The organism is Thalassotalea nanhaiensis, assembly GCF_031583575.1.
Classification (GTDB): domain Bacteria; phylum Pseudomonadota; class Gammaproteobacteria; order Enterobacterales; family Alteromonadaceae; genus Thalassotalea_A; species Thalassotalea_A nanhaiensis.
In genome coordinates this window covers 4,297,981-4,311,067 of record NZ_CP134146.1, presented here as the reverse complement: position 1 = coordinate 4,311,067, position 13,087 = coordinate 4,297,981, and the positions used below count along the sequence as shown (strand labels likewise).

General features: G+C 37.9%; 15 protein-coding genes. All 15 read left to right on the top strand.

From position 1 onward, the window contains the following. Nucleotides 1–611: 611 nt before the first annotated feature. The 15 genes from rpmH (at nt 612) to atpH (ending at nt 13,080) form a co-directional block, all read left to right on the top strand. Nucleotides 612–746: a 50S ribosomal protein L34 gene (rpmH, locus tag RI845_RS18790; RefSeq protein WP_348387703.1), complete on the top strand. Its 135-nt coding sequence runs from the start codon at nt 612–614 to the stop codon at nt 744–746. 32 nt (nt 747–778) lie between these two features. Continuing rightward, a complete protein-coding gene (rnpA, locus tag RI845_RS18785) occupies nt 779–1,135 on the top strand; it encodes a ribonuclease P protein component (protein ID WP_348387702.1) in 357 nt (118 codons plus the stop codon). Then, the gene (yidD, locus tag RI845_RS18780; protein ID WP_348387701.1) at nt 1,102–1,350 is read left to right on the top strand and encodes a membrane protein insertion efficiency factor YidD; all 249 of its coding nucleotides are present in this window, start codon (nt 1,102–1,104) and stop codon (nt 1,348–1,350) included. Before rnpA ends, yidD begins: the two co-directional genes overlap by 34 nt. 6 nt (nt 1,351–1,356) lie before the next feature. Next, nucleotides 1,357–3,015 (top strand): membrane protein insertase YidC, encoded by a 1,659-nt coding sequence (gene yidC / locus RI845_RS18775; protein ID WP_348387700.1) that lies wholly within the window; start codon nt 1,357–1,359, stop codon nt 3,013–3,015. Nucleotides 3,016–3,370: 355 nt separating this feature from the next. Continuing rightward, nucleotides 3,371–4,756 (top strand): tRNA uridine-5-carboxymethylaminomethyl(34) synthesis GTPase MnmE, encoded by a 1,386-nt coding sequence (gene mnmE / locus RI845_RS18770; RefSeq protein WP_348387699.1) that lies wholly within the window; start codon nt 3,371–3,373, stop codon nt 4,754–4,756. 258 nt (nt 4,757–5,014) lie between these two features. Next, nucleotides 5,015–5,458 (top strand): FMN-binding protein MioC, encoded by a 444-nt coding sequence (gene mioC / locus RI845_RS18765; RefSeq protein ID WP_348387698.1) that lies wholly within the window; start codon nt 5,015–5,017, stop codon nt 5,456–5,458. Nucleotides 5,459–5,855: 397 nt separating this feature from the next. Beyond that, nucleotides 5,856–7,745 carry a tRNA uridine-5-carboxymethylaminomethyl(34) synthesis enzyme MnmG gene (gene mnmG, locus RI845_RS18760; protein ID WP_348387697.1) on the top strand — a complete coding sequence of 630 codons (1,890 nt, stop codon included), beginning with the start codon at nt 5,856–5,858 and terminating at the stop codon, nt 7,743–7,745. Between the two features lie 44 nt (nt 7,746–7,789). Further along, nucleotides 7,790–8,428, top strand: coding sequence for a 16S rRNA (guanine(527)-N(7))-methyltransferase RsmG (gene rsmG / locus RI845_RS18755; RefSeq protein ID WP_348387696.1), 639 nt, complete (start codon nt 7,790–7,792; stop codon nt 8,426–8,428). A gap of 96 nt (nt 8,429–8,524) precedes the next feature. Continuing rightward, nucleotides 8,525–9,310: a ParA family protein gene (locus RI845_RS18750; RefSeq protein WP_348387695.1), complete on the top strand. Its 786-nt coding sequence runs from the start codon at nt 8,525–8,527 to the stop codon at nt 9,308–9,310. Between the two features lie 15 nt (nt 9,311–9,325). Beyond that, complete coding sequence (locus RI845_RS18745; protein WP_348387694.1) at nt 9,326–10,216, top strand: ParB/RepB/Spo0J family partition protein; 891 nt, start codon at nt 9,326–9,328, stop codon at nt 10,214–10,216. A gap of 239 nt (nt 10,217–10,455) precedes the next feature. Beyond that, nucleotides 10,456–10,851 (top strand): ATP synthase subunit I, encoded by a 396-nt coding sequence (locus RI845_RS18740; RefSeq protein WP_348387693.1) that lies wholly within the window; start codon nt 10,456–10,458, stop codon nt 10,849–10,851. A 12-nt stretch (nt 10,852–10,863) separates the two neighbouring features. Continuing rightward, nucleotides 10,864–11,655, top strand: coding sequence for a F0F1 ATP synthase subunit A (gene atpB / locus RI845_RS18735; RefSeq protein ID WP_348387692.1), 792 nt, complete (start codon nt 10,864–10,866; stop codon nt 11,653–11,655). A 143-nt stretch (nt 11,656–11,798) separates the two neighbouring features. After that, nucleotides 11,799–12,014: a F0F1 ATP synthase subunit C gene (atpE, locus tag RI845_RS18730; protein WP_143582908.1), complete on the top strand. Its 216-nt coding sequence runs from the start codon at nt 11,799–11,801 to the stop codon at nt 12,012–12,014. Nucleotides 12,015–12,062: 48 nt separating this feature from the next. After that, nucleotides 12,063–12,533, top strand: a complete 471-nt coding sequence (gene atpF, locus RI845_RS18725; protein ID WP_348387691.1) for a F0F1 ATP synthase subunit B — start codon at nt 12,063–12,065, stop codon at nt 12,531–12,533. 13 nt (nt 12,534–12,546) lie between these two features. Next, nucleotides 12,547–13,080, top strand: coding sequence for a F0F1 ATP synthase subunit delta (gene atpH / locus RI845_RS18720; RefSeq protein WP_348387690.1), 534 nt, complete (start codon nt 12,547–12,549; stop codon nt 13,078–13,080). Nucleotides 13,081–13,087 lie beyond the last annotated feature (7 nt).

Genomic DNA, 13,087 nt, shown 5'->3' with positions numbered 1-13,087 from the left:
TCAAAAACTCCCGTAATAGATCGTTTTATCTGATGGCACAAATAGAAAAGAATCAGCCAAATGAAAAATATTGATAAAAACAATAAATTACGAGGCTAATTAAGTGCTAAAAAACAATGGTCAGAAACGATCTAAGTTATAATAATAATTGTTAGATTAAAGTCATTATCTCCCTACTTATCCACAAGTGCAATACAGCAATTGCATTTAATCAAAAAAAACTTTTACCACAGGTTAACTTTAAATATAACTCGTTGATTATAAACAATATAATAAATGCATTAAAATGTAATTAAGGCTATTAATTAAACAATAAAATAAACTATAATAAACCTCGTTGAATATAGAGTTATTAAAACCTAAATTTACAATTGTTATAAAACTGTGGACATTATTGTTTTAACGGCAATTAAGCCCCGCTATATATAGATGATGATCGCTTTTTACGATCAAAAAGATCCTGATCTTTAGCTAAAAGGATCTTTTCTATTATTAATTTATAATTATCGTTGACTTTAGTTGTAATTAAACTTAGAATTCGGCCTCAAATTTTATCACCCTGCTCGAAAACGTTTGTTTTCGCAAAGCAAACAAACAGACGGATTAGCGTAATGAAAAGAACATTTCAACCTAGTAACTTAAAGCGTAAACGTAACCACGGTTTCCGTGCTCGCATGGCAACTAAAAACGGTCGTGCAGTAATCGCACGTCGTCGTGCAAAAGGTCGTGCTAAGCTTAGCGCTTAATTCTTATTGCAAAATAAGGATAAGTAACCCAAATGGGTAACTACGAATTTAATCGGGAGTCACGTTTGTTGACTCCCGGTCATTTTAAACAAGTCTTCGACAACCCCACTCGTTATGGTTCTAACCATTTCACCATCTTAATTACTTCAAATTCAGACGACAATAATCGTTTAGGTATGGCAATCGCTAAAAAGCGAGTTAAATTAGCTGTGCAAAGAAATCGTTTAAAACGTCTTACTCGAGAAAGTTTTCGTTTAAATCAGCATAAATTACCTGCAGTCGATCTGGTTGTTATGGTAAAGTCAGGCATTGATAAACTCGATAACGACGCGATTAATCAGCAATTGGAAAAAATATGGCGAAAAATAATTCAACGGCACAAAAGTTAATTATTGCCCCCATAAATGCCTATAAACGCTGGCTTAGCCCGCTTTTAGGTAATAATTGTCGATTCAATCCAACCTGCTCTACTTATGCTATTGAAGCAATTAATCGCTTTGGAGTGTTAAAAGGTGGTTGGTTAGCAAGCAAACGTATATTAAGATGTCATCCACTGAATGCGGGTGGAGAAGATCCCGTACCAAAATCTAAACAAGAGAATTAGCACATTATGGAATCACAACGCGGTTTGCTATTTGTAGCATTGTTAGTTGTTAGTTATTTACTATTCAACCAATGGCAAATGGATAATGCCCCTATTCAAACACCGGTAGAAGCGGCAGAAACGTCTTCAGTACCAACTAGTAGTTCTTCAGAGTCAGGTGAATTTATTCCTGCAGCAACTGGCGAGCAAGCTTCAGTGCCACAAACAGAAACTAAAGGTGGCGTAATTACCATTACTTCAGATGTATTAGAACTTAAAGTTAATACACAAGGTGGTGATATTGTTGCAGCTAATTTACTAGCCTTTGAAACAGAGCAAGGTAGTGGCATCCCAATGCCAATTCTAACGACCCAAGGTTTTACCTTTGTGGCTCAAAGTGGCTTAATTGGTTCTCAAGGTCCTGATGCTAACCCTGCTGGTCGTCCTATTTATTCTACTGCAGCGCAAAGCTATTCATTAGTAGATGGAAGCGACAACCTGGTAGTAGAGCTGTCATTTACAGAAAATGACATCACTTACGTGAAAAGCTTTACCTTGGTTAAGGGTAACTACGATGTAGCTGTTGACTATAAAATAATCAACAATTCATCTGTTGCTGCCTCTGTACAATTATATGGTCAGCTTAAGCAGTCAACTAATGTAGATGAAGACTCTTCAATGATGATGCCAACGTATCGTGGCGCAGCATACTCAACAAGCGAAACTCGTTACGAAAAGTATGATTTCGGTGATATTGAAGACGCTAACTTAAAAGAGTCTACTAAAGCTGGTTGGGTAGCAATGCTTCAACATTACTTTGTTACCGCATGGGTACCAAGTAATGAAACGAACAATCAGTTATACACACGTTACCTAGATAATAACGGTCAAGCGGTAATCGGTTTCAAAGAACCGTTAATGAACATTGCTCCAGGTAGCTCTGCAATGACTTCTTCTACATTCTATGTTGGCCCTAAAGACCAAGATAAATTAGAGAAAATTTCTGAAGGTTTAGACCTAACAGTAGATTACGGCTTCCTTTGGATGATCAGCCAACCATTATTCTGGTTACTAATTTTTATCCAAGATATCGTTGTAAACTGGGGCTTGGCAATTATCTGTATCACTATTGTTGTGAAAACATTAATGTACCCTCTTACTAAAACGCAATACACGTCAATGGCGAAAATGCGTAAGATCCAACCTAAAATGGCTGCATTGAAAGAACGTTTCGGTGATGACAGACAAAAGATGTCACAAGCGATGATGGAACTTTATAAGAAAGAGAAAGTTAATCCTGCTGGTGGTTGTTTACCTCTTCTTCTACAAATGCCTATTTTCTTAGCACTTTATTGGGTGTTTATGGAAAGTGTGGAATTACGTCATGCCGAGTTTGGTTTATGGATAACTGATTTATCATCAAAAGACCCATACTTCATCTTACCTATTTTGATGGGTGCTTCGATGTTGTTAATGCAGAAATTACAACCGGCAATGAGCCAAGATCCAATGCAACAAAAAATGATGCAATGGATGCCAGTGTTCTTTACCTTCTTCTTCTTATGGTTCCCATCAGGATTAGTACTTTACTGGTTTATTTCAAACGTAATTACTATCGTACAAATGTTAATTATTTTCAGAGGTATTGATAAAGCCGAAGAAAAAGCGAAGTTAGCTAAGAAGTAGCTGGTTGCAAAAATCAAATAACAAGGGTAGCTAAATAGCTACCCTTTTTTATGTGAGAAGATAAAAGAGTTCTATAAACGAGAAACGAAAAGCATGTTTGGGTATACGCAATGTCAGTTAACTTACACCACGTCATCTCAAAGGACTAGTACATTGATGCATGTAGGTAGAACAATGCAGGAGCAATTGTCGAGCACTAGCGACATCAGGGACCTCCCTGCTTGACTGTGTGCTTGTAAGTAATCAACTCCATAAAACATAACCAGCTCTTAGTTTCTAGTTTTCTCGTTTCTCGTCTCTTTTATGTTTATAATACAACCTATTATCAAATTTAAACCTATTAGCGAATTAACCAATGTCAAACACTAGTACTCTAAGCCACAATACTGAAACCATAGCCGCCCAGGCAACAGCTCCAGGACGTGGAGGTGTTGGTATAATTCGCGTTTCCGGCCCGCTTGCTAAAATGGTTGCAGAGCATTTATTAGGTAAAGTGCCTGAAGTAAGAAAAGCTGAATATTTACCATTTTATGATCAAAATAAACAAGTGATTGATCAAGGTATCGCAATTTATTTCAAAGGCCCTAATTCGTTTACTGGCGAGGATATTTTAGAATTACAGGGCCATGGTGGTCCGGTTATTTTAGACATGCTGTTAAAGCATATATTAAGTTTAAAGTCAGTTCGTATGGCTCGCCCTGGTGAATTTTCAGAGCAAGCGTTCATGAATGATAAGCTTGACTTAACTCAAGCCGAAGCGATTGCCGATTTAATCAACTCAAGCTCAGAGCAAGCTGCACGTTGTGCTTTGCATTCTTTACAAGGTGATTTTTCAAAACTTGTTCATCAACTTGTCGATGATGTGATTCATTTACGCATGTATGTTGAAGCGGCCATAGATTTTCCTGAAGAAGAAATTGATTTTTTAGCTGACACAAAAATTAATACAGATTTGAAAGCGCTAATCAATCAAGTAGACGATGTAATGGCAAAAGCCCAGCAAGGAGCCATTATAAGAGAAGGCATGCGGGTTGTTATCGCAGGTCGTCCTAATGCAGGTAAATCTAGCTTATTAAACGCATTAAGTGGTAAAGACTCTGCCATAGTAACCGACATTGAAGGTACAACCCGTGATGTGTTGAGCGAACAAATTCACATTGATGGTATGCCGTTGCATATTATTGATACCGCAGGATTACGAGAAAGTCCGGATAAAGTTGAACAAATAGGAATAGAACGCGCTTGGAAAGAAATAACACAAGCAGACCGAGTCTTATTGATGATCGATTCAACCAAAGAAACAGGTGATAATCCAAAAGCATTTTGGCCCGAATTTTTTGAAAAACTACCAGCCAATATGGGCGTTACCATTGTAAAAAATAAAGCTGATGTTAGTGGCATAACTACCGGTTTAACCATTGATCACGGCACACCAACCGTTACTTTATCGGCTAAAACTGAATCCGGCGTTGCTAATTTAAAAGATCATTTAAAAGAATGTATGGGCTATGAAGGTAATATAGAAGGCGGTTTTATGGCGCGTCGTCGCCATCTAGTGGCATTAAATAATGCTCACCAACATTTAATTAGCGGACTTGATCAACTTGAATCCTATGTAGCTGGCGAAATTTTGGCTGAAGAACTACGCATTTGCCAACAAGAATTGAATGAAATCACCGGTGAATTTACCTCCGATGACTTGCTTGGCCAGATATTCTCATCGTTCTGTATTGGGAAATGATAGAGACGAGACTGCTAGAAACTAGGAACGAAGAGCCATACATTCGCTGATGTAAGGCTCATTACTTTTATACGACTAATAAATAACCCTATACCTACAGTATTTTAGATAATTCCACTATTACGGCCATAGCTTAAATATATTTACATACCTGATTTTAGCCTCTCGTTTCTCGTTTATTAATCCACATTCCTATATACTTCCGCTATATTAACGGATCGATAAGATCACCATTATTTACCCAAATAGGATGTATTAATGTCTTCATTTCAAATCATAGTTGGTAGCATGTTAGGTGGCACAGAATACGTTGCCGAGGCAGCTGAAGAAGTATTAAAAGAACATGGTCACAGCACAAAAATCCATTTTAAGCCTAATTATTCAGAAATAAATCAACAAAACCAAACCTGGTTGATTTGTACTTCAACACATGGAGCCGGCGATTTTCCAGAAAACATTGAAAATTTTATACACGATCTAAAAGTGGCTGATCATAACTTTAACGATCTACAATTTTTAGTGATCGCGGTAGGTGATAGTAACTACGACACTTTTTGTCAGGCAGGAAAGTCTATACAAAACATAATGTTAGGTAAAGGGTCGAAACAATTAGTTGATATGTTCACCATTGATATGATCGATATTGATGATCCAGAAGAAGCCGCTGCAAATTGGATACGATCAATAATCGATCACTTATAAAGACTTATACACATATTTACTCATAAAACAAACCTATTGTGGATAAGTCTGGGTAAAACATATTAATTTTCTATTATTATTCAGTGTACATAAATAAATTTAAAACCACTTGTGGATAAATAGGCTTTTTGATCAAAGGTTATAAGCTTGTTGATCAAGCTTTGATCACAGGATCCGATCTAACACAACAACCTGTTATATATAGCAAAATTACACTTATCAACAGAATAAAGGATCCTTAATAGTAATAATAATAAGATCTATATATAGATCTTTATATATTATTTAAGGATCTACACTTCGATCTTTTTAACACTTTGATCATTTCCCTCAGCTAAAAATAACGGTAGAATACACACCTTAGAATTTTCATTAATAAACTTAGAGGTGCTTAAGCATGTTGTATCAAGAATCCTTTGACGTAATTGTTGTCGGGGGCGGACACGCAGGCACAGAAGCATCTTTAGCAGCAGCTCGCATGGGTTGTAAAACATTATTGCTTACCCATAACATTGACACCTTAGGTGCTATGTCATGTAATCCAGCAATTGGTGGCATAGGTAAAGGACATCTGGTAAAAGAGATAGATGCGCTTGGCGGCTTAATGGCTGAAGCGACCGATCATGCCGGGATCCAATTTCGTACATTAAACTCGTCTAAAGGCCCTGCTGTTCGTGCCACAAGAGCACAAGCGGATCGTTTGTTGTATAAGGCATATGTACGTAACTACCTGGAAAACCAAGAAAATTTAACCATTTTCCAACAAGCATGTGATGACTTGATCATGGATGGGGATCGTGTTGCCGGTGTTTCTACGCAAATGGGTCTTAAGTTTAAAGGTAAAACGGTAGTATTAACCGTAGGTACATTCCTTGCAGGCCAAATACACATTGGTTTAAATAGCTATGAAGGCGGACGTGCAGGTGATCCTGCGTCAGTAAATTTAGCAGATCGTTTGCGAGATATGCCATTTAGGATCGATCGTTTAAAAACAGGTACACCACCTCGTTTAGATGCCAGAACTCTAGATTTTTCGGTAATGCAAGCGCAGCCAGGTGATGCTCCGGTACCAACGTTTTCATTTATGGGTAAATCTGAACATCATCCACAGCAGATCCCTTGTTACATTACTCATACCAATACAAATACCCATGATATTATTCGTGGCGGTTTAGATAGATCTCCAATGTATACTGGTGTTATTGAAGGTATTGGTCCACGCTACTGCCCTTCAATTGAAGATAAAATTATGCGCTTTAGTGATAAAGACTCGCATCAAATCTTTGTTGAACCAGAAGGCTTAACCACACATGAAATTTATCCAAACGGTATTTCTACAAGCTTACCGTTTGATGTTCAAATGGACTTGGTACGATCAATTAAAGGCTTTGAAAACGCGCATATTACTCGCCCTGGCTATGCCATCGAGTATGACTTTTTCGATCCTCGCGATTTAAAACAAACATTAGAAACCAAGTTTATTGAAAACCTATTCTTTGCAGGTCAAATTAATGGTACTACTGGCTATGAAGAAGCTGGAGCGCAAGGACTGATTGCCGGTTTAAATGCTGGCCGTCGCAGCATGGACAAAGAAACATGGACACCTGGTCGTGAACAAGCGTACATGGGCGTGTTAATTGATGACTTATCTACTTTAGGCACCAAAGAACCGTACCGTATGTTTACCTCACGTGCAGAATATCGTTTGTTATTACGTGAAGACAATGCTGACATTCGTTTAACTGAACAAGGCCGAGAGTTAGGTCTAGTCGGTGATGCGCGTTGGGCACGTTTTTGTGACAAAATGGAAAACGTAGAACAAGAGCGCCAACGATTACGTGCACTATGGGTACAAAAAGATCATCCAGCGGTAGATAAACTGAATCCAATGCTTAAAAACCCATTAAGCAAAGAAGCAAATTTAGAAGAATTACTGCGTCGTCCAGAAACCCGTTATGATGATTTAATGGCTATTGAAGAGTTTGGTCCTGGTATTGCTGATAAACAAGCATCAGAGCAAGTAGAGATCCAAACTAAATATCAAGGTTATATTGATCGTCAACTTGACGAGATTGAGAAAAAGAAACGACATGAGAATACCCTGATCCCTGTTGATTTTGATTTCTCTAAAATTTCTGGCTTATCAAATGAAGTTGTTGCCAAATTAACCGATTCTCGTCCAGAAACGTTAGGCAAGGCTTCACGTATTTCAGGAATAACTCCTGCAGCAATTTCATTGTTGTTGGTTTACTTGAAAAAACACGGACTATTACGTAAATCGGCTTAAGTCGATTTACTTTTTCAATAAATAATTAACGGCCAATCATATCCATGGATTTAACTGCCCAACTAACATCAGAACTAACTGCGTTATTGAACAAAACTGATTTAACTATAAGTAACGAGCAAGTTAGTAAACTTGTCGGTTATGTTGAATTACTGCATAAATGGAATAAAGCTTATAATTTAACGTCGGTTCGCGATCCAAGTGAAATGTTGGTTAAACACATTTTAGATTCGTTAATTAATGGACCTCACTTAAATGGTAATAGTTTTATCGACGTTGGCACTGGCCCAGGCTTACCAGGTATACCTTTAGCGATTTTGTACCCGAACAAAAATTTTGTTTTATTAGACAGTTTGGGCAAACGAGTAACGTTTTTAAAACAAGTGGTTTATCAATTAAAACTGGAAAACGTAACACCTGTTCAATCTCGGGTTGAAAAATATTTACCAGAAGTGCCATTTGATGGTGTGTTAAGCAGAGCCTTTGCTTCACTGGAAGATATGATCACTTGGTGTCAGCATTTAATTGATGACAAAGGCCGCTTTTACGCGTTAAAAGGCCTGTACCCTGCAGATGAACTGGATTCTATGCCTGCAGGAATTGAATTAGTAGAGAGTTTTACCCTTACTGTTCCTGAACTTGAAGGGCAACGACATTTAATTGAATTGAAGAAAATAAAATAATTAAAAGCTAATCTTGTAATTCTTTGCTAAATTAGCAAATCAGCCAGAGAAAAAATAATAGCTGAACTTGAAAATATTTATTGGCGCGGGGACATTGTGGGAAAAATTATAGCAGTTGCCAACCAAAAAGGTGGTGTAGGCAAAACAACTACGTCGGTTAACTTAGCGGCCTCTTTGGCTGCAACCAAACGTAAAGTATTACTTATTGACCTTGATCCACAGGGTAATGCCACTATGGGCAGTGGTGTTGATAAATACGACGTGCATGCAACCAGCTACGAGTTATTGATTGATGAATTACCCCTTAATGAAGTCATCTGCACTGAAACTACCGGTCATTATGATTTAATTGCTGCAAATACAGATGTTACTGCTGCTGAGATTAAATTAATGGAAGTGTTTGCCCGTGAGCAACGCTTAAAAAATGCCTTAGCACCATTTAAAGACACATATGATTTTATCATCATCGATTGCCCACCTTCACTAAATATGCTCACCGTTAATGCCATGGCTGCCGCTGATTCAGTGTTAGTTCCTATGCAATGTGAGTATTACGCCCTTGAAGGTTTGACCGCATTAATGGATACCATTTCTAAACTATCTTCGGTGGTAAATAAAGACCTTCATATTGAAGGTATTTTACGTACTATGTATGATCCTCGTAACCGTTTAGCTAACGATGTGTCAGAACAATTAAAACGTCATTTTGGCGACAAAGTTTATCGAACCGTTATTCCTCGTAATGTACGTTTAGCAGAAGCACCAAGTTTTGGTACCCCTGCAATGTATTATGATAAATCAGCAACTGGCGCAAAAGCATATTTAGCTTTAGCTGGTGAAGTATTAAAAAAACAGGCGCAACCGGCTACGGTTAGCGAATAATAAGCAAGGATATTCATGAGCACGTCGAAACGTCGCGGCTTAGGTAGAGGCTTAGATGCCCTATTAACCTCAGCACCTAGAAAAACAGATAAATCTGAGCAAGACATTCCTGATAATGACGTTGTCGTTGTTAAAAGTGAGTTGCAAAAGTTACCGATTGAACAATTACAACCAGGTAAATATCAACCACGCAAGGATATGTCTGAAGGTGCTCTTGAAGAACTTGCTAACTCAATTAAGGCACAAGGTATTATTCAGCCTGTTGTCGTTCGTCCTGTTGGGACTGATAAATACGAAATAATTGCCGGTGAACGTCGCTGGCGAGCATCGCAATTAGCTGAATTAGATATGATCCCATGTTTAATTAAAGATGTACCCGATGAATCGGCGGTTGCGATAGCCTTAATTGAAAACATTCAGCGTGAAGATCTTAATGCCATGGAAGAAGCCATTGCATTAGAACGCTTATTAAGTGAATTTGAACTCACCCACCAAGAAGTTGCTACTGCTGTAGGTAAATCTCGCACCACGGTAACCAACTTATTACGTTTAAATAGTTTAAATGATGACGTAAAAACCTTCCTCGAAAATGGCGATATTGAAATGGGCCATGCAAGGGCCCTGTTAAGTTTACAAGGTGACTTACAAACAACCACTGCTCGCACTGTGGCTGCTAAAGAGTTAACCGTTCGTGAAACCGAAAAGTTAGTAAAAAAGGCCCAACAACCGGTAGTTGAAAAACAGCCTGATGTTAAAGACCCTGATACATTAAAACTTGAAGATAACTTAGCCATGCGCATTGGCTCGCCTGTACAAATTAAGCACAATAAAAAAGGCAAAGGAAAAATGGAAATTTCTTTCGCATCTCTCGATGAGCTAGAAGGCATTTTGGCAAAGATTCAATAATTTTAGTTTTTTGCTAAATTGGACTTTTTGGACATTAGATTTTCCTGTTTAGATATTTTTACATATGCCTGACATTCTTAGCCAAATGTCTAGTTAAATAATTATTGTATTAATGTATTGTAGTGGGCTTAAAAGTTGCAAAAGTGCTGTAAATCAGTATACTTGCGCACGCGTTTGACTATAAAAAAAACATTCGCTTAAAAAATACGTTTTTTGACAGTGTTTCTTAGGAGTTACCGGTGACAAATATTTTAACTAAGCCCGGTAAAAAGGTTGCCAACATTCAGCTGATAATGCAGTTGATAGTAACGCTACTAAGTTTTATAACTGTTTATTTTAATTGGGGATTTACTATGGCCCAGTCAGCATTAGCTGGTGGTGCAGTAAGTATTATCCCTAATTTTGTATTTGCTCATAAAGCATTTAAATTTGCTGGAGCAAGCGCCTCACAACAAGTCGTAGACTCGTTTTACAAAGGCGTAAAATTAAAAATGATACTAACGGCAATCTTATTTGTTTTGTGTTTTAAATTTCTCGATTTAGCGCCGATAGCATTTTTTACAACATATTCCTTAACAATGCTTGCGCCGTTTTTGGCAAGTGTTGTTAATAAATTTAACTTTAATCAACAATAATTAGGATAGAAGATGGCTGCAGATACAGGCTCTTATATCAAACATCACCTTACTAACTGGCAAGTTAGCTTGGGTGAAGGAAGTTTCATGACGCTTAATGTGGATACATTAGGTTGGTCAATCTTTCTAGGTTTGGTTTTTCTCTTAACATTCCGCTCGGTAGCAAAAAAAGCGACCACAGGTGTTCCAGGTAAGCTGCAATGTGCAGTGGAAATGATCATTGGCTTTGTAGATAGCTCAGTCAAAGAAACATTCCACGGCAAAAACAACTTAATTGCACCATTGTCTTTAACCATCTTTGTATGGGTTTTATTGATGAATGCAATGGACTGGGTTCCGGTTGACTTAATTCCTACTATTGCCCAATTTATTGGTGGCTTTATGGGCGTTGATCCTGAACATGTTTACATTAAATCAGTACCAACTACTGATTTAAATATGACTTTCGCACTTTCTTTAGGTGTGTTCTTCCTAGTCATATACTACTCAATCAAGATAAAAGGTTTTGGTGGTTTCATGAAGGAACTTACACTACAACCGTTTAACCACTGGGCCTTTATCCCGGTAAACTTCATCTTAGAAACAGTAACCTTACTTGCTCGTCCATTATCGTTGGCACTGCGTTTGTTTGGTAACTTGTATGCTGGTGAGTTGATCTTTATTTTGATCGCCACAATTGGTTTATTCCAATTGCCGGTACACTTTTTATGGGCAGCGTTCCATTTACTAGTAATTCCTCTTCAAGCGTTTATTTTCATGATGTTAACCATCGTGTATTTAAGCTTAGCGCATGAAGATCACTAAGCATTACTTATATAAGTAATGTTTAGTACGACAGGACGTCGAACTGTAATGGTTTAGGGCAGGAAGCCCAAATGTACAAAATTTAATTTTATTAAATACTTTAATTTTTAACTTAACTAACTAAATAATAACTGGAGATACACATGTTATATATTGCTGTTGCTTTACTAATCGGTTTAGGTGCTTTAGGTACTGCGATTGGTTTCGGTCTACTTGGTGGCAAATTCCTAGAATCAGCTGCTCGTCAACCTGAATTAGCACCACAACTTCAAGTAAAAATGTTCATCGTAGCGGGTCTTATCGATGCTATCGCGATGATCGGTGTAGGTATTGGTCTATACATGTTATTCGCTCTTTAATAAACACCATTATTTATTAAACCTGAATAACTTAAAGGAGGTACACAAATGAATATTAATATTACTCTTGTTGGTGAATTAATCGCATTTGTCGTATTCGTAATATTCTGCATGAAGTTCGTATGGCCACCATTAATGGGCGCCATCGAAGACCGTCAAAAAACTATTGCTGACGGACTTGCTGCTTCTGAACGTGCTGCTAAAGATCTAGAGCTTGCTCAAGACAATGCAAAAGCACAATTAAAAGAAGCTAAAGCTCAAGCTGCTGAAATCGTTGAAGGTGCTAAAAAGCGCGAAACTCAAATGATTGAAGAAGCTGCCGGCAAAGCAATTGCTGAACGTGATAAAATTATCGCTTCAGGACACGCAGAAATTGAATCAGAGCGTCACCGCGCACGTGAAGAATTACGCAAACAAGTTGCTGTTCTTGCCGTTGCTGGTGCAGAGAAAATTCTTGAACGCTCTATTGATGCCGCAGCACATAGCGACATCTTAGATAAACTAGTCGCTGAACTTTAAGGGGATATGAGCTATGTCTGAATTGACTACCGTTGCTCGTCCTTATGCTAAAGCAGCGTTTGATTATGCCGTTGAAGCTAACGCAGTAGACACTTGGTTAGAAATGCTAGTGTTTGCAGCTGAAGTAGCTCAAAACGAAACCGTAGCCAGTTACCTTAGTGGTGACAAAGGCGTTGAAGAAGTGAAAAACTTATTCATCGGTGTTTGTGGTGAGCAATTAAACGACAAGGGCCAAAACTTTGTTAAGTTATTGGCTGAAAATCAACGTTTGTTGGCGTTACCAGAAATTCTTGTACAATTTGTTGAATTAAAAGCAGATTACGAACAAGAAGTTTCTGTAGATGTAACATCTGCTAATAAATTGAAAGCAGCAGAAGTTAAAACATTAAGCGCCGCGCTTGAAAAGCGTTTGGCACGTAAAGTTAAGCTTAATTGTACAGTAGATGCTACCGTAGTATCTGGTCTTGTTATCAAGGCTGGTGATATGGTTATCGATGGCTCAGTTCGTGGTAAACTGAACCGTTTAGCAACTACATTACAATCCTAATTGGGGA